This is a genomic window from Actinacidiphila sp. bgisy160 (genome assembly GCF_057707815.1).
On the sequence record NZ_JBYIQW010000007.1, the window covers coordinates 164,530 to 179,915 of the forward strand.

The following is a 15,386-nucleotide window of genomic DNA, read 5'->3' on the forward strand; positions in this document are numbered from 1 at the left end:
GTCGGCGCCCGTGGTGGCGTCGGCGGCGCCCTGTGCGGCGTCCGTACCGTCCGTGATGCGCGTGGTGTTCCCAGGGCGAGACATACGATCTCCTTCGCTAAGGTAAGCCTTACCTAACTTACATGGAGGTCTGGGAAACGTGAACCAGTCGCGTCCCAAGGTCAAGAAGTCGCGTGCCCTCGGCATCGCCCTGACGCCGAAGGCTGTGAAGTACTTCGAGGCCCGTCCCTACCCGCCGGGCGAGCACGGCCGCGGCCGCAAGCAGAACAGTGACTACAAGGTCCGTCTGCTGGAGAAGCAGCGTCTGCGCGCGCAGTACGACATCTCCGAGCGCCAGATGGCCCGCGCCTACGACCGCGCCCGCAAGGTCAGCGGCAAGACCGGTGAGGCCCTGATCGTCGAGCTCGAGCGCCGCCTGGACGCCCTCGTCCTGCGCGCCGGTCTGGCCCGCACCATCTACCAGGCCCGCCAGATGGTCGTGCACGGCCACATCGAGGTCAACGGCCACAAGGTCGACAAGCCGTCCTTCCGCGTCACCCCCGACGACGTCGTGATGGTCCGCGAGCGCTCCCGCTCCAAGACCCCGTTCCAGGTCGCCCGTGAGGGCGGCTGGGCCGGCGACGGCGAGACCCCGAAGTACCTGCAGGTCAACCTGCAGGCGCTGGCCTTCCGCCTGGACCGTCTGCCGAACCGTCGTGAGGTCCCCGTGATCTGCGACGAGCAGCTCGTCGTCGAGTACTACGCTCGCTGACGCCTGCCGCACCCGGCACGCACGTCAGCCCCGGCGCCCCGCCCTTCCGGCGGGGCGCCGGGGCTTTCGCGTCCCCGGGTGCGCCCGCGCGCGGCGGTCAGTCCTGGGCGGCCCGGCCGAGCGGCGCACCGGCGCGCAGCGGGTCGGCCGGCGGCATGGGACCGCGGGGCGGACACGCGCCGGGACGCGTCGGGGGCAGCCCGGTCAGGGCCCGGGCGACCGCGGCGTCGAGGTCGAGGACGCCGCCCTCCTCGTACGCCCCCTCGTAGCCGACCCGGCCCAGTTCGGCGCGGGCCAGCTCCTCGCAGCGCTGGTGGGGGATGCCGAAGTGGCGCGAGCCGAACACCGGCAGCCCGACGAGCCCCCAGATGCCGCTCGCCGCGCCCTGCAGCACCGCCGCCTCGCGGGCGTCCCCCGGGACCCGCAGCAGCGCGAGCAGTTCGATGCCGAGCACGATGCCCACCATGTCGCGGAACGCGTGGTTGATTCGCACGCACTCGGCCGCGAGCTCGGCGGCGAGCACGGGGTCGTCCTGCCGCCAGGCGATGACCGCCCGGGTGTAGAGCGCGTACGCCAGGGCCCAGCGCTCCCCGTGGTCCTCGCAGACCTCGCGGATACGGTCGCACCGCTCGCTCCCGCCCTCCAGGTCCCCCTCGAAGGCCACCGCCATCGCCAGTTCGACCTCGGCCATGATCACGTTGCTGTTGAGTTCGCCCAGCGTCCGGTAATGGCCCAGCGCCTCCTCGAACAGCGCCCTGGCGCGCGGCAGGTCGTCGCTGAGCAGCGCCCCGCACCCCATGCGGTGCACCGCGTACGCCACCGCCGTCGCGTCGCCGGTGGCCAGCGCCTGCTCCCGGCACTCGTACAGCATGCCCAGCGCCGCGGTGCCGTCGCCCTGGAGGATCGAGACGTAACCGCACACCCACAGCGCCTTGGCCCGCTGGCCGGTGGGCTCGTGGCCGGCGGCCAGCGCGCGCTCCAGCCAGTACCGGCCCTCGGCGAGGCGGCCGCAGCCGACCCAGAAGAACCACAGGCTCGCCGCCAGGTACTGCCCGGTCCGCAGCTCCTCGGGGTGCCCCAGGGAGAACTCCAGCGCGGCCCGCAGGTTGGCCAGCTCCCGTTCGGTGCCGGCCGAGATCTCCTCCTGCCGCGCGCCGAACCACTCCATCTCGCCCCAGGTGGCGAAGCCCAGGTACCAGTCCCGGTGCCGGGTCCGCAGCCGCCGTTCCTCGCCCAGCTCGCGCAGCCAGCCCAGCCCGTACCCGCGCAGGGTGTCCAGCAGCAGGTAGCGCACCGCGCCGGCGACTTCACGGCGCAGCACCACCGACTTGTCCACCAGGTCCGCCAGCAGGTCCACCATCGCGTCGGCGCTCACCTCACCGCCCGCGCACACGTACTCGGCCGCGTCGAGGTCGAAGTCCCCGGCGAACACCGACAGCCGTGCCCACAGCAGTCGTTCGCGCGGGGAGCACAGCTCGTGGCTCCACCCGATCGTGGTGCGCAGCGCGCGGTGCCGGTCGGGACCGCCCGTGCCACCGCGCCGGGTCAGCAGCCGGAAGCGGTCGTCCAGCCGCCCGGTGATCTGCCGCACCGACAGTGCCCGCACCCGGCCCGCCGCCAGCTCGAGCGCCAGCGGGATGCCGTCCAGGCGGCGGCACAGCTCCTCCACCTCGGCCCGGTTGCCCGCGTCCACGGTGAAGCCCGGCAGCACGGCGGACGCCCGGTCGGCGAACAGCTCCACCGCGTCGTCGGCGTCGCCGAGCGGCTCCAGCGCCACGATGTGCTCTCCCGCCACCCCCAGCGGCTGCCGGCTGGTGGTCAGCAACCGCAGTCCCGGTGCCCGCCGCAGCATCGCGTCGGCGAGTTCCGCCGCCGCCTCCACCTGCGGTTCGCAGCAGTCCAGGACGAGCAGGAGCCGGCGGCGGGCCAGGAAGGCGCCGAGCGCGGCCCGGGGGCCGCGCGTGGTGTGGTCGGTGAGGCCGAGCGCGTCCGCCACGGAGTAATCCACCAGCGCCGGGTCCCTCACATCCCCCAGCCCGGCCAGCCAGACCCCGTCGGCGAACCCGGCGCGCAGCCCGGCCGCCGCGCGCAGCGCGAGCCGGGTCTTGCCGACCCCCCCGACGCCGGTCACCGTCACCATCCGGACCCTGTCCAGCAGGCGGGCCACCTCGTCGAGCTCGCGCCGCCGGCCGACGAAGTGGTTCAGCTCGCACGGCAGGTTGCCGGGCGTCGTCTCATGGCGCATGGGTCACGGAGGGTATCGTCAAATAAGCGGAACGTACAATCCGGGCCCGTGGTCAGGGGGCGGTCCCGGCCGGTACCGGCCCGCAATGCGGTACGGAGCGTGCTGCCCGTCGCGATAAGGTCGGTATCTGTATCGGTACCTGGTTGGCGCGGTGGATCCGAGGGAGTGGCAACGTGTCCGGTGGAGAGGTGGCCGGCCTCATCGTGGCCGTCTTCTGGGCGATCCTGGTGTCGTTCCTCGCCGTGGCACTCGTGCGGCTCGCCCAGGCGCTCCGTCAGGCCACCCGCCTCGTCGCGGAGGTGACCGACCAGGCCGTGCCGCTGCTCGGCGAGGCCTCCGAGGCGGTCCGCTCGGCCCACGCCCAGCTGGCCCGCGTGGACACCATCACCTCCGACGTCGCCGAGGTGACCGCCAACGCCTCCGCCCTGTCCACGACCGTCGCCTCGACCTTCGGAGGGCCCCTCGTGAAGGTCGCGGCCTTCGGCTACGGCGTGCGGCGCGCGGTCACCCTCCAGGCCAAGGGCACCGCCAAGAAGCGCACCGTGGTCGTCGGCCGGACGCTCCCGTCCGCCCGCCGCCGTAAGTCAAGGGGCTGACCTGCATGTTCCGCCGTGCCTTCTGGTTCACCGCCGGTGCCGCCGCCGGGGTGTGGGCCACCCACAAGGTCCATCGCAAGATCCGCAGCCTGACCCCCGAGAGTTTGGCGTCGAAGGCGGCCGACAAGGCCCTCGAGGCCGGGGACCGGCTGCGCACCTTCGCGCAGGACGTCCGCGCCGGCATGTCCGAGCGCGAGGAACAGCTCAACGACGCACTGGGCCGCTCGGCCCCCGATCTCGACATGCCGGCCCAGCGGCCGGCCATCTCGTACCACCACCGGAAGGACGAACACTGATGGAGTCGGCAGAAATCCGCCGCCGCTGGCTGCGCTTCTTCGAAGAGCGCGGGCACGCCGTCGTGCCGTCGGCGTCGCTCATCGCCGACGACCCGACCCTTCTTCTGGTGCCCGCGGGCATGGTCCCGTTCAAGCCCTACTTCCTGGGCGAGGTCAAGCCGCCCTTCCCGCGCGCCACCAGCGTGCAGAAGTGCGTCCGCACGCCCGACATCGAAGAGGTCGGCAAGACCACGCGCCACGGCACGTTCTTCCAGATGTGCGGCAACTTCTCCTTCGGCGACTACTTCAAGGAAGGCGCCATCAAGCTCGCCTGGGAGCTGCTCACCACTCCCGTGGCGGACGGCGGTTACGGCCTAGACCCCGAGCGGCTGTGGATCACCGTCTACAAGGACGACGACGAGGCCGAGCGGATCTGGCGCGACGTCGTGGGCGTGCCCGCCGAGCGCATCCAGCGCCTGGGCATGAAGGACAACTTCTGGTCCATGGGCGTCCCCGGCCCCTGTGGACCGTGCTCCGAGATCAACTACGACCGCGGCCCCGAGTTCGGCGCCCCGGGCGGCCCGGCCGTCAACGACGAGCGGTACGTGGAGATCTGGAACCTGGTCTTCATGCAGTACGAGCGCGGGGAGGGCTCCGGCAAGGAGGAGTTCCCGATCCTCGGCGACCTGCCCGCCAAGAACATCGACACCGGTCTCGGTCTCGAGCGTCTCGCCATGATCCTGCAGGACGTGCAGAACATGTACGAGACCGACACCCTGCGTGCCGTCATCGACAAGGCCACCGAGCTCACCGGCGTCGCCTACGGCTCGGACCACGAGTCCGACGTCTCGCTGCGCGTCGTCGCCGACCACATGCGCACCTCCGTGATGCTCATCGGCGACGGCGTCACCCCCGGCAACGAGGGCCGCGGCTACGTGCTGCGCCGCATCATGCGCCGCGCCATCCGCAAAATGCGGCTGCTCGGTGCCACGGAGGCCGTTGTCGGCGACCTCGTCGACACCGTCATCAAGACGATGGGCCAGCAGTACTCGGAGCTCGTCGAGGACCGCAAGCGCATCGAGACGGTCGCCCTCGCCGAGGAGGCCCGTTTCCTCAAGACGCTGAAGGCCGGCACCAATGTGCTGGACACCGCCGTCACCGAGGCCAAGGCCGCCGGCTCCGGCGTGCTCTCCGGCGACAAGGCCTTCCTGCTCCACGACACCTGGGGCTTCCCGATCGACCTCACCCTCGAAATGGCCGCCGAGCAGGGCCTGTCGGTGGACGAGGACGGCTTCCGCCGCCTGATGAAGGAGCAGCGGGACCGCGCCAAGGCCGACGCCCTGGTGAAGAAGAGCGGTCATGTCGACATGTCGGCGTACCGTGCCGTCGCCGACACGGCCGGCAGCACCGTCTTCACCGGCTACACCGACAACGAGGGCGAGGCCAGCGTCGTCGGCCTGCTGGTCGACGGCGTGCCCTCGCCCGCCGCCAACGAGGGCGACGAGGTCGAGGTCATCCTGGACCGCACCCCCTTCTACGCGGAGGGCGGCGGCCAGCTCGCCGACACCGGGCGGATCCGTACCGACTCGGGCGCCGTCATCGAGGTCCGGGACGTGCAGCAGCCCGTCCCGGGCGTCACCGTGCACAAGGGCAGCGTCCAGGTCGGCGAGGTGACCGTCGGCTCCGGCGTCTTCGCCAAGATCGACCTCGGCCGCCGCCGGGCCATCGCCCGCGCCCACAGCGCCACCCACCTGACCCACCAGGCGCTGCGCGACGCCCTCGGCCCCACGGCCGCCCAGGCCGGTTCGGAGAACTCCCCGGGCCGCTTCCGCTTCGACTTCGGCTCGCCGGCCGCCGTGCCGGGCACTGTGCTGACGGACGTCGAGCAGAAGATCAACGCGGTGCTCGCCCGTGAACTCGACGTCACCGCCGAGATCATGAGCATCGACGAGGCCAAGAAGCAGGGCGCCATCGCCGAGTTCGGCGAGAAGTACGGCGAGCGGGTGCGCGTCGTGACGATCGGCGACTACTCCAAGGAGCTCTGCGGCGGCACGCACGTCCACAACACCGCCCAGCTGGGCCTGGTGAAGCTGCTCGGCGAGTCCTCGATCGGCTCCGGCGTGCGCCGGGTCGAGGCTCTGGTCGGCGTGGACGCGTACAACTTCCTCGCCCGCGAGCACACGGTCGTCGCCCAGCTCCAGCAGCTGGTCAAGGGCCGGCCGGAGGAGCTCCCGGAGAAGATCTCCGGCATGCTCGCCAAGCTCAAGGACGCCGAGAAGGAGATCGAGCGCTTCCGCGCGGAGAAGGTCCTGCAGGCCGCCGCCGGGCTCGCCGACTCCGCCCAGGACGTCAAGGGCGTCGCCCTGGTCACCGGCCAGGTCCCGGACGGCACCGGCGCCGACGACCTGCGCAAGCTCGTGCTGGACGTCCGCCAGCGGATCGGCGGCGGCCGCGCCGCCGTCGTTGCCCTGTTCGCCGTGGCGAACGACCGCCCGCTGACCGTCATCGCCACCAACGAGGCGGCCCGCGAGCGCGGCCTGAAGGCCGGCGAGCTGGTCCGTACCGCCGCCAAGACCCTCGGCGGCGGCGGTGGCGGCAAGCCGGACGTCGCCCAGGGCGGCGGCCAGAACGCGGACGCGGTCGGCGAGGCCATCGCCGCCGTGCAGCGACTGGTCGCCGAGACGGCCTGAGGTCCGTGATGCGCAGGGGTCGCAGGATCGCGATCGACGTCGGGGACGCCCGCATCGGGGTCGCCTCGTGCGACCCCGACGGGCTGATCGCCACACCCGTCGAGACGGTGCCCGGCCGGGACGCCCCGGCCGCGCGCCGTCGCATCGCACAGATCGTCGAGGAGTACGAGCCGATCGAGGTGCTGGTCGGCCTGCCCCGCTCGCTCAACGGGCGGGAGGGGCAGGCCGCGGCCAAGGCCCGCGGCTTCGCCCAGGATGTGGCGAAGATCATCTCCCCCGTCCCGGTGCGCCTGGTGGACGAGCGGATGACCACCGTCACGGCGACGCAGGGCCTGCGCGCATCAGGCGTCAAGGCCAAGAAGGGACGTTCCGTCGTCGACCAGGCCGCTGCGGTGGTCATCCTGCAGAGCGCCCTCGAGACCGAACGGGTGTCTGGTAAAGAGCCGGGCGAGAGCGTCGAACCGTTTATCTGATCGCGGTACGGTAACGTTCCGCGCAGCACGGCGGCTCCACAGCGGGATCTGTGGGTGCCGACGGGTCGGGACCCCCCGCCCGCGCCACAAGCGCCGGCCTGCTGCCGCCGCGCGAACCGAACCGTAGGGGATCGATGACTGACTATGGCCGGAGCCCTGGCTCCGATGCATGGCACCCCGAAGACCCTCTCTTCGGCGACCAATGGGGACAGCCGCAGCATTCCCAGGAACAGCAGCACCAGCAGCACCAGCAGTATTCCCAGTACCAGCAAAATCCCCAGTATCAACAGCATCAGCAGCATCAGCAGCATCAGCAGCATCAGCAGCCACAGCAGCACCAGCAGCAGAACCCTCAGTACCAGCAGCAGGGTGGCTGGGACCCCTACGGCAACACCGGTCAGCAGCAGCAGTACCCGTACGACCCCCAGCAGCAGTACGACTCCTGGGGCGCCCCGGCGGGCTACGGCCACGACGGCTACGGCGGCCGGCAGCAGCCCGACTACTACGGGCAGGACGGCTACCCGCCCCCGCAGCGGCCCGACCAGCGCTACCCGCAGCAGCAGCCCCAGTACCAGCAGCAGCCCCCACAGCAACCGCAGCCGCAGCCGCAGCAGCAGCGCCCCCGGCCGGCCGGGCAGGACGCCCCGCTCTGGGACGACGAGGCGGGTGCCGCCGACGACCACTCCTTCTTCTCCGGCGCGGACGACGACGAGGACGACGAGCCGCAGTCGGACCGCAACGACCGGCGCGGCCGCGCGGGCAGGGGCGGCCAGGCGGGCAAGGGCGGCAAGAAGCGCCGCTCCGGCATGGCGTGCCTGGTCGTGATGGTCGTCCTCGGCGGCGGCATCGCGGGCGTCGGCTACTTCGGCTACCGGTACTACCAGAGCAACTTCGGCCCGCCGCCGGACTTCGCGGGGCAAGGCAGCGGCGAGGTCCAGGTCGAGATCCCGCAGGGCGCCACCGGCATCCAGATCGGCAACATCCTGAAGAAGGCGGGTGTGGTCAAGAGCGTCGACGCCTTCACCGCCGCCACCAACCAGAACCCCAAGGGCAAGCTCATCCAGCCCGGCGTCTACGTCCTGCACAAGGAGATGTCGGCGTCCAGCGCCGTCACGATGATGCTCGACCCGAAGTCGCAGAACGTCCTGATCATCGCAGAGGGCCTGCGTGACGCCCAGATCTACTCGATCATCGACGCCAAGCTGAATCTCGAGGACGGCACCACCAAGAAGGTCGCGAAGAACGAGGCCGACAGCCTCGACCTGCCCGACTGGGCCGACGAGGGTGAAGCCATAGTGGATCCGCTGGAGGGCTTCCTCTTCCCTTCCCGCTACAGCATCGGCAAGGAAACCAAACCCCTCGACCTGCTCAAGCAGATGGTCAAGCGCGCCAATGCGGAGTACACCAAGGACGACCTGGTGGGGCAGGCGAAGAAGGTCGGCATGACGCCGCACGAGGTCGTCACCATCGCCAGTCTGGTGCAGGCCGAGGCGAAGGAGGACGACGAGTTCGGCAAGGTCTCGCGGGTCATCTACAACCGTCTCGACAAGTACATGCCCCTGGGCTTCGACTCGACGATCAACTACGCCAAGGGCCGCAGTACGCTCAACACGTCGAAGGCCGACACCATGGACCCGTCGCCCTACAACACCTACAACCACAAGGGCCTGCCTCCGGGTCCGATCGGCAACCCCGGCCATCAGGCCATCGAGGCGGCCCTGCAGCCCACCAAGGGCAACTGGTTGTTCTTCGTCACGGTCAAGCCGGGTGACACACGCTTCACGGACAGCCAGGCGCAGCATGACCGGAATGTCGCGGAGTTCAACAAGTACCAGCGGGAGCACGGCGGCGGATGAGTGACGGCAAGCGGGCTGCGGTCCTCGGGTCGCCGATCGCGCACTCGCTCTCCCCGGTGCTGCACCGGGCCGCCTACGCGGAACTCGGCCTGACCGACTGGGCCTACGACCGCTTCGAGGTCGACGAGGCCGCCCTGCCCGGTTTCCTGGCAGGGCTGGCCGAGCTGCCGGGCGGCGGGCGCTGGGCGGGGCTGTCGCTGACCATGCCGCTCAAGCGGGCGGTCATCCCGCTGCTGGACGAGGTCAGCGACACCGCCTCCGCCGTCGAGGCCGTCAACACGGTGGTCTTCGCCGAGGACGGACGCCGGCTGGGCGACAACACCGACATCCCCGGGATGGTGGCGGCGCTGCGCGAGCGCGGCGTCGGACGCGTCGGCTCCGCCGCCGTCCTCGGCGCGGGGGCGACCGCCTCCTCCGCGCTGGCCGCGCTGGCGCAGATCTGCGACGGCACGGTCACCGCGTACGTGCGCAGCGACACCCGCGCCGCGCAGATGCGGCAGTGGGGCGAGCGGCTCGGCGTGGCCGTGCGGACGGCCGCCTGGAAGGACGCCGCCGAGGCCCTCTCCGCGCCCCTGGTGATCTCCACGACGCCGGCCGGCACCGCGGACGCGCTCGCCGCCGCCGTGCCGGAGCGGGCAGGGACCCTCTTCGACGTGCTGTACGACCCGTGGCCGACCGCCCTGGCGTCCGCCTGGGCGACGCGGGGCGGGGCCGTCGTCGGGGGGCTGGACCTCCTGGTGCACCAGGCGGTGCTGCAGGTGGAGCTGATGACCGGCCGCAAACCCGCCCCGCTGGCGGCCATGCGGGCCGCCGGCGAGGCGGCGCTGCACCGTTCCTGAACACTCCGCAGGCGTCCACGAAGCTGTCCGCCCAGCGGACCGCGCCCCGCCTTCGCCGCCGGACGTGAAAGGATCGGTTTACGCACGGATGGTCCGGTCCGCCTCGCCGCGGTCCGGGCGATGATGAAGGAGCGAGCACCGTTGAGCAGGTTGCGCTGGCTGACCGCGGGGGAGTCGCACGGCCCCGCACTCGTCGCGACACTGGAGGGTCTGCCCTCCGGTGTGCCGATCACCACCGGGATGGTGGCGGACCACCTCGCGCGGCGGCGGCTCGGCTATGGCCGCGGTGCCCGGATGAAGTTCGAGCAGGACCAGGTCACCTTCCTCGGCGGCGTGCGTCACGGGCTCACCCTCGGCTCCCCGGTCGCGATCATGGTGGGGAACACCGAGTGGCCCAAGTGGGAGCAGGTCATGGCGGCCGACCCGGTGGATCCGGAGATCCTCGACGGGCTCGCCCGCAACGCCCCGCTGACCCGGCCGCGCCCCGGCCACGCCGACCTCGCCGGCATGCAGAAGTACGGCTTCGACGAGGCCCGGCCGATCCTGGAGCGCGCCTCCGCCCGTGAGACCGCCGCCCGCGTCGCGCTCGGCGCCGTGGCCCGCTCCTACCTCAAGGAGACGGCCGGCATCGAGATCGTCTCCCATGTCGTGGAGCTCGCCGCGGCCAAGGCCCCGTACGGTGTCCACCCGACCCCCGCCGACGTCGAGAAGCTCGACGCCGACCCCGTGCGCTGCCTCGACGCCGACGCGAGCAAGCGGATGGTCGCCGAGATCGACCAGGCTCACAAGGACGGCGACACCCTCGGCGGCGTCGTCGAGGTGCTCGCCTACGGTGTGCCGGTCGGCCTCGGCAGCCATGTGCACTGGGACCGCCGGCTGGACGCGCGGCTGGCCGCCGCCCTGATGGGCATCCAGGCCATCAAGGGCGTCGAGGTCGGCGACGGCTTCGAACTGGCCCGCGTCCCCGGCTCCAAGGCGCACGACGAGATCGTCGCCACCGAGGACGGCATCCGCCGCTCCACCGGCCGCTCCGGTGGCACCGAGGGCGGCCTCAGCACCGGCGAGCTGCTGCGGGTGCGGGCCGCGATGAAGCCCATCGCCACCGTGCCGCGCGCCCTGGCCACCGTGGACGTGGCCACCGGCGAGGCCACCCAGGCCCACCACCAGCGTTCCGACGTCTGCGCCGTCCCGGCCGCGGGCATCGTCGCCGAGGCGATGGTCGCCCTGGTCCTGGCGGACGCGGTCGCGGAGAAGTTCGGCGGCGACAGCGTCACCGAGACCCGCCGCAACGTGCGCGGCTACCTCGACAACCTGGCGATCCGATGAGCGGCCCGGTCGTCGTCCTGGTCGGCCCGATGGGCGTCGGTAAGACCACCGTCGGCGAGCTGCTCGCCCAGCGGCTCGGCACTACCTGCCGCGACACCGACGCCGACATCGTCGAGGCCGAGGGCCGGCCGATCGCGGACATCTTCGTCGAGGACGGCGAGGAGCACTTCCGCGCGCTGGAGGCCCTGGCCGTCCGCGCCGCGCTCGCCGAGCACCCGGGTGTGCTCGCGCTCGGCGGCGGCTCGATCCTCGACGAGGACACCCGCAAGCTGCTCGCCGGCCTGCCCGTGGTCTTCCTCGACATGGACGTCGCCGAGGCGGTCAAGCGTGTCGGCCTCGACACGGCCCGCCCGCTGCTCGCCGTCAACCCGCGACGGCAGTGGCGCGAGCTGATGGAGGCCCGCCGCCCGCTGTACACCGAGGTCGCCCGTGCCGTGGTCAGCACGGAGGGCCGGACCCCCGAGGACGTCGCCGACGCCGTCCTGGACGCACTGGAGCTGAAGAACGCATGACGAAGCACGCCGCCCACACCCCCATCCGCATCCGGGTCGGGGGGAGTGAGGGCACCGAGCCGTACGAGGTGCTGGTCGGCCGGCAGCTGCTCGGCGAGCTTCCCGGCCTGATCGGCGACAAGGACCCGTCGCCCACCACCACCCTCAGGGGAGGCGCTCCGCGCCGCAGCGATGTCCAAAGGGTCGCCGTCATCCACCCCGAGGCACTGGAGGCCACCGGCCAGGCGCTGCGCGAGGACCTGGCCGAGCAGGGCTACGAGGCCGTCGCCATCCAGGTGCCCAACGCCGAGGAGGCCAAGACCACCGAGGTCGCGGCGTACTGCTGGCGGGCGCTCGGGCAGTCCGGCTTCACCCGTACGGATGTCATCGTCGGCGTCGGCGGCGGTGCCACCACCGACCTCGCCGGGTTCGTCGCGGCGACGTGGCTGCGCGGGGTCCGCTGGGTCGCCGTGCCGACCACCGTGCTCGGCATGGTGGACGCGGCGGTCGGCGGCAAGACCGGCATCAACACCGCCGAGGGCAAGAACCTCGTCGGCGCCTTCCACCCGCCCGCCGGGGTGCTCTGCGACCTCGCGGCACTGGAGTCGCTGCCGGTCAACGACTACGTCAGCGGCCTCGCCGAGATCATCAAGGCCGGCTTCATCGCCGACCCCGTGATCCTGGACCTGATCGAGCAGGACCCGGCCGCCGCCCGCGGCCCCGCGGGCCCGCACACCGCCGAGCTCATCGAGCGCGCCATCCGCGTCAAGGCCGAGGTGGTCTCCGCGGACCTCAAGGAGTCCGGGCTGCGCGAGATCCTCAACTACGGCCACACCCTCGGCCACGCCATCGAGAAGAACGAGCGCTACAACTGGCGGCACGGCGCGGCCGTCTCCATCGGCATGGTCTTCGCCGCCGAACTCGGCCGTCTCGCCGGCCGCCTGGACGACGCCACCGCCGACCGCCACCGCTCCGTCCTGGAGTCCGTCGGCCTGCCGCTGACCTACCGCGGCGACCAGTGGCCGCGGCTGCTGGAGACGATGAAGGTGGACAAGAAGTCGCGCGCCGACCGGCTGCGCTTCATCGTGCTGGACGGCCTCGCCAAGCCGACCGTCCTGGAGGCCCCCGACCCCGGGGTGCTCCTCGCCGCCTACGCGGAGATCTCCAAGTAGCCGCGCACGCGCACGGGACCGCGGATCCCGAACGGCCGGGCACCCCGTGGGCTGCCCGGCCGTTCACACAACTGCGGCCGCCCACGGTACCGTTCGGTCGAACCCGAAAGCTCTTGTACGGACGGAGTGGCCTCGATGCAGCATGCCGTGGGTGCGCCGCTGCCACCGCCGCACGGTGGGCAGCAGGCCGGGCAGCCAGGGCCGCCGCCGCAGCACCCGGGCACCACCGGCCACTTCCCGATGGCCCAGGGAGCCCCCGTCCAGCACCCGGTCCAGCCGCCCCCGCAGCCCGCCGCCGGCAGCGGCGCCCCGCTCCCGCACACCACGCACGGCCCCGTCGCGGTCCTGCTGATCGGCGCGGCCGGCGCGGGCAAGACAACCATCGCCCGGCACTGGGCCGACCACCGGGGTGTGCCGACCGCCCACATCAGCCTGGACGACGTCCGCGAGTGGGTCCGCTCCGGCTTCGCCGACCCGCAGTCCGGCTGGAACGACAACTCCGAGGCGCAGTACCGCCTCGCCCGCCGCACCTGCGGCTTCGCGGCCCGCAATTTCCTGGCGAACGGCATCTCCTGCATCATCGATGACGCGGTCTTCCCCGACCGCCCGGTCGTGGGCCTCGGCGGCTGGAAGCGTCACGTCGGGCCCGGCCTGCTGCCCGTCGTCCTCCTGCCCGGCCTCGACATCGTCCTGGCCCGCAACGCGCAGCGCAGCGGGAACCGGCGGCTGTCGGACGAGGAGGTCGCCCGCATCCACGGCCGCATGGCCGGCTGGTACGGCTCCGGGCTGCCCATCATCGACAACTCCCACCTCGACGTCCCCGCGGCCGCCGCCGCGCTCGACAGTGTCGTCACCCGCAGCCTCCAGGGCCCGCCCGCCTGGTAGCCGCCCGGCAGCTCTCGACAGGCCGACCGGCGGCACGCGACGTACGCTCGCCACATGTCCGAGGTGCACGCTGCCCGCAGGGAACGCCTCCGGGACCGCTGCGCGGCGGCCGGTGCGGCGGCGGCGCTCGTCTCCCGCCCCGCCAACGTCCGCTACCTGACGGGCTGCGCCCCGCCGGGGACCGTCCTGCTGGTGGGGCCGGGCCCCGAGGACGTGCTGGTCCACCACCGTCATCCGTCCGGCGACCTGGCCGAGGGCCGGCTTCCGGACGACGTACGGGGCGTCGTGCTGTCCGGCCCCGAGGGCGACCCGGCCGTCACCGCCGCCGCGCTGGCCGCGGACCGCAAGGCCGGGGCCCTGGCGGTCGAGGAGCACCACCTCACCGTCGCGCGGCACCGTGCCTTGGGCAGCGCGGCGCCGGGCGTACGGCTGTCCGACCTCGGCTCGGCCGTGGAACAGCTCCGGCTGGTCAAGGACGAGCAGGAGATCTCCGCGCTGCGGATCGCCGCCGAGATCGCCGACCAGGCGCTCAGCGAGCTCCTGGAGTCGATCCTGGTGGGCCGCACCGAACGCCACCTCGCCCTGGAGCTGGAGCGCCGCCTCATCGACCACGGGGCCGACGGGCCGGCCTTCCCGACCTGCGTGGGCACGGGCCCCCACTCCGGTGCGGCGCGCCACCTGCCCACCGACCGGCGTGTCGAGGAGGGCGACTTCCTCACCGTCTGCCTGGGCGCCTGCTACCGCGGCTACCGCTGCGAGGTGGGGCGCACCTTCGTCATCGGCACCACGCCCGCTGATTGGCAGATCGAGCTGTACGACCTGGTCTTCGCGGCGCAGCGGGCCGGCCGCGAGGCCCTCGCACCCGGCGCCGCCTGCCGCGAGGTGGACCACGCGGCGCGCCACGTGCTGGAGTCCGGGGGCCACGGCGAGGCGCTGGGGGAGACCACCGGACACGGCGTCGGACTGGAGATCGGCGAGGACCCTCGGTTGTCCCCCTCGGCCATGGGTAAACTGGACGCTTGCGTGCCGGTCACCGTCGAACCGGGAGTCCACATCCCGGGCCGCGGCGGTGTCCGCATCGACGACACACTCGTCGTGCGTCCCCCGACGGACGGCGGGCCCGAGCTACTCACCATCACGACCAAGGAGCTGCTCGCCCTGTAGAGGGCGGCCGCGGCTCCGGGTCCCCGAAGCAGCAGTGCAGGAGATTCCGCAACCGTGGCCACCACGAACGACCTCAAGAACGGCCTCGTGCTCAAGCTCGACGGCGGCCAGCTCTGGTCCGTCGTCGAGTTCCAGCACGTCAAGCCCGGCAAGGGCCCCGCCTTCGTCCGTACGAAGCTCAAGAACGTGCTCTCCGGAAAGGTCGTCGACAAGACCTTCAACGCCGGCGTGAAGGTCGAGACGGCCAACGTCGACAAGCGCGGGATGCAGTTCTCCTACAAGGACGGCGAGAGCTTCGTGTTCATGGACATGGACACGTACGACCAGGTCTACATCACCCCCGAGGTCGTCGGCGACGCCGCCCACTTCCTTCTGGAGGGCTTCGAGGCCGTCGTCGCCATGTACGAGGGCTCCCCCCTCTACATCGAGCTCCCGGCCGCCGTCGAGCTGGTCATCGAGTACACCGAGCCCGGCGTCCAGGGCGACCGCTCCACCGGTGGCACCAAGCCCGCCAAGCTGGAGACCGGCTACGAGATCGGCGTCCCGCTCTTCATCACCACCGGTGAGAAGATCAAGGTCGACACCCGCTCGGGTGAGTACCTCGGCCGGGTGACCAGCTAACC

14 protein-coding genes are annotated in these 15,386 nt (G+C 72.1%); 13 read left to right on the forward strand and 1 reads right to left on the reverse strand.

The features are described 5' to 3' along the window. Window positions 1-139 precede the first annotated feature (139 nt). A complete protein-coding gene (gene rpsD / locus AC3EUJ_RS09510; RefSeq protein ID WP_319135001.1) occupies window positions 140-751 on the forward strand; it encodes a 30S ribosomal protein S4 in 612 nt (203 codons plus the stop codon). A 97-nt stretch (window positions 752-848) separates the two neighbouring features. Here the strand turns inward: rpsD and AC3EUJ_RS09515 are convergent, their stop codons facing one another. Next, window positions 849-2,996: an ATP-binding protein gene (locus AC3EUJ_RS09515; RefSeq protein WP_431960596.1), complete on the reverse strand. Its 2,148-nt coding sequence runs from the start codon at window positions 2,994-2,996 to the stop codon at window positions 849-851. A 173-nt stretch (window positions 2,997-3,169) separates the two neighbouring features. Here AC3EUJ_RS09515 and AC3EUJ_RS09520 point away from each other — a divergent pair, with 173 nt between their 5' ends. The 12 genes from AC3EUJ_RS09520 (at window position 3,170) to efp (ending at window position 15,384) form a co-directional block, all read left to right on the forward strand. Beyond that, entirely contained in the window at window positions 3,170-3,592 is a 423-nt protein-coding gene (locus AC3EUJ_RS09520) for a DUF948 domain-containing protein (RefSeq protein WP_431960597.1), read from the forward strand. 5 nt (window positions 3,593-3,597) lie between these two features. Then, the gene (locus AC3EUJ_RS09525) at window positions 3,598-3,888 is read left to right on the forward strand and encodes a DUF6167 family protein (protein ID WP_431960598.1); all 291 of its coding nucleotides are present in this window, start codon (window positions 3,598-3,600) and stop codon (window positions 3,886-3,888) included. Beyond that, window positions 3,888-6,557: an alanine--tRNA ligase gene (gene alaS, locus AC3EUJ_RS09530; RefSeq protein ID WP_431960599.1), complete on the forward strand. Its 2,670-nt coding sequence runs from the start codon at window positions 3,888-3,890 to the stop codon at window positions 6,555-6,557. The genes AC3EUJ_RS09525 and alaS overlap by 1 nt, the downstream gene beginning before the upstream one ends. An 8-nt stretch (window positions 6,558-6,565) precedes the next feature. After that, a complete protein-coding gene (gene ruvX / locus AC3EUJ_RS09535) occupies window positions 6,566-7,030 on the forward strand; it encodes a Holliday junction resolvase RuvX (RefSeq protein ID WP_018564195.1) in 465 nt (154 codons plus the stop codon). Window positions 7,031-7,164: 134 nt separating this feature from the next. Further along, window positions 7,165-8,886, forward strand: coding sequence for an endolytic transglycosylase MltG (gene mltG / locus AC3EUJ_RS09540; protein WP_431960600.1), 1,722 nt, complete (start codon window positions 7,165-7,167; stop codon window positions 8,884-8,886). Continuing rightward, window positions 8,883-9,725 carry a shikimate dehydrogenase gene (locus tag AC3EUJ_RS09545; protein WP_431960601.1) on the forward strand — a complete coding sequence of 281 codons (843 nt, stop codon included), beginning with the start codon at window positions 8,883-8,885 and terminating at the stop codon, window positions 9,723-9,725. Before mltG ends, AC3EUJ_RS09545 begins: the two co-directional genes overlap by 4 nt. Before the next feature lie 141 nt (window positions 9,726-9,866). Beyond that, on the forward strand, window positions 9,867-11,051 hold the full coding sequence (gene aroC, locus AC3EUJ_RS09550; RefSeq protein WP_431960602.1) for a chorismate synthase: 1,185 nt from the start codon (window positions 9,867-9,869) through the stop codon (window positions 11,049-11,051). Next, window positions 11,048-11,563 (forward strand): shikimate kinase, encoded by a 516-nt coding sequence (locus tag AC3EUJ_RS09555; protein ID WP_431960603.1) that lies wholly within the window; start codon window positions 11,048-11,050, stop codon window positions 11,561-11,563. Before aroC ends, AC3EUJ_RS09555 begins: the two co-directional genes overlap by 4 nt. Then, complete coding sequence (gene aroB, locus AC3EUJ_RS09560; RefSeq protein ID WP_431960604.1) at window positions 11,560-12,714, forward strand: 3-dehydroquinate synthase; 1,155 nt, start codon at window positions 11,560-11,562, stop codon at window positions 12,712-12,714. Before AC3EUJ_RS09555 ends, aroB begins: the two co-directional genes overlap by 4 nt. 135 nt (window positions 12,715-12,849) lie before the next feature. Further along, window positions 12,850-13,599, forward strand: coding sequence for an AAA family ATPase (locus AC3EUJ_RS09565; RefSeq protein ID WP_431960605.1), 750 nt, complete (start codon window positions 12,850-12,852; stop codon window positions 13,597-13,599). A 54-nt stretch (window positions 13,600-13,653) separates the two neighbouring features. Further along, complete coding sequence (locus tag AC3EUJ_RS09570) at window positions 13,654-14,763, forward strand: aminopeptidase P family protein (RefSeq protein WP_431960606.1); 1,110 nt, start codon at window positions 13,654-13,656, stop codon at window positions 14,761-14,763. A gap of 54 nt (window positions 14,764-14,817) precedes the next feature. Continuing rightward, window positions 14,818-15,384, forward strand: a complete 567-nt coding sequence (efp, locus tag AC3EUJ_RS09575) for an elongation factor P (protein ID WP_319134977.1) — start codon at window positions 14,818-14,820, stop codon at window positions 15,382-15,384. The last annotated feature ends 2 nt before the right edge of the window (window positions 15,385-15,386 follow it).

What these genes read in the sequence shown, in the direction of transcription:
- AC3EUJ_RS09565 (WP_431960605.1), top strand. Translation starts at nt 12,850, where the DNA reads ATGCAGCATGCCGTGGGTGCGCCGCTGCCACCGCCGCACGGTGGGCAG.
- aroB (WP_431960604.1), top strand. Translation starts at nt 11,560, where the DNA reads ATGACGAAGCACGCCGCCCACACCCCCATCCGCATCCGGGTCGGGGGG.
- AC3EUJ_RS09555 (WP_431960603.1), top strand. Translation starts at nt 11,048, where the DNA reads ATGAGCGGCCCGGTCGTCGTCCTGGTCGGCCCGATGGGCGTCGGTAAG.
- AC3EUJ_RS09525 (WP_431960598.1), top strand. Translation starts at nt 3,598, where the DNA reads ATGTTCCGCCGTGCCTTCTGGTTCACCGCCGGTGCCGCCGCCGGGGTG.
- AC3EUJ_RS09515 (WP_431960596.1), bottom strand. Translation starts at nt 2,996, where the DNA reads ATGCGCCATGAGACGACGCCCGGCAACCTGCCGTGCGAGCTGAACCAC.
- mltG (WP_431960600.1), top strand. Translation starts at nt 7,165, where the DNA reads ATGACTGACTATGGCCGGAGCCCTGGCTCCGATGCATGGCACCCCGAA.
- alaS (WP_431960599.1), top strand. Translation starts at nt 3,888, where the DNA reads ATGGAGTCGGCAGAAATCCGCCGCCGCTGGCTGCGCTTCTTCGAAGAG.
- AC3EUJ_RS09570 (WP_431960606.1), top strand. Translation starts at nt 13,654, where the DNA reads ATGTCCGAGGTGCACGCTGCCCGCAGGGAACGCCTCCGGGACCGCTGC.
- AC3EUJ_RS09545 (WP_431960601.1), top strand. Translation starts at nt 8,883, where the DNA reads ATGAGTGACGGCAAGCGGGCTGCGGTCCTCGGGTCGCCGATCGCGCAC.
- ruvX (WP_018564195.1), top strand. Translation starts at nt 6,566, where the DNA reads ATGCGCAGGGGTCGCAGGATCGCGATCGACGTCGGGGACGCCCGCATC.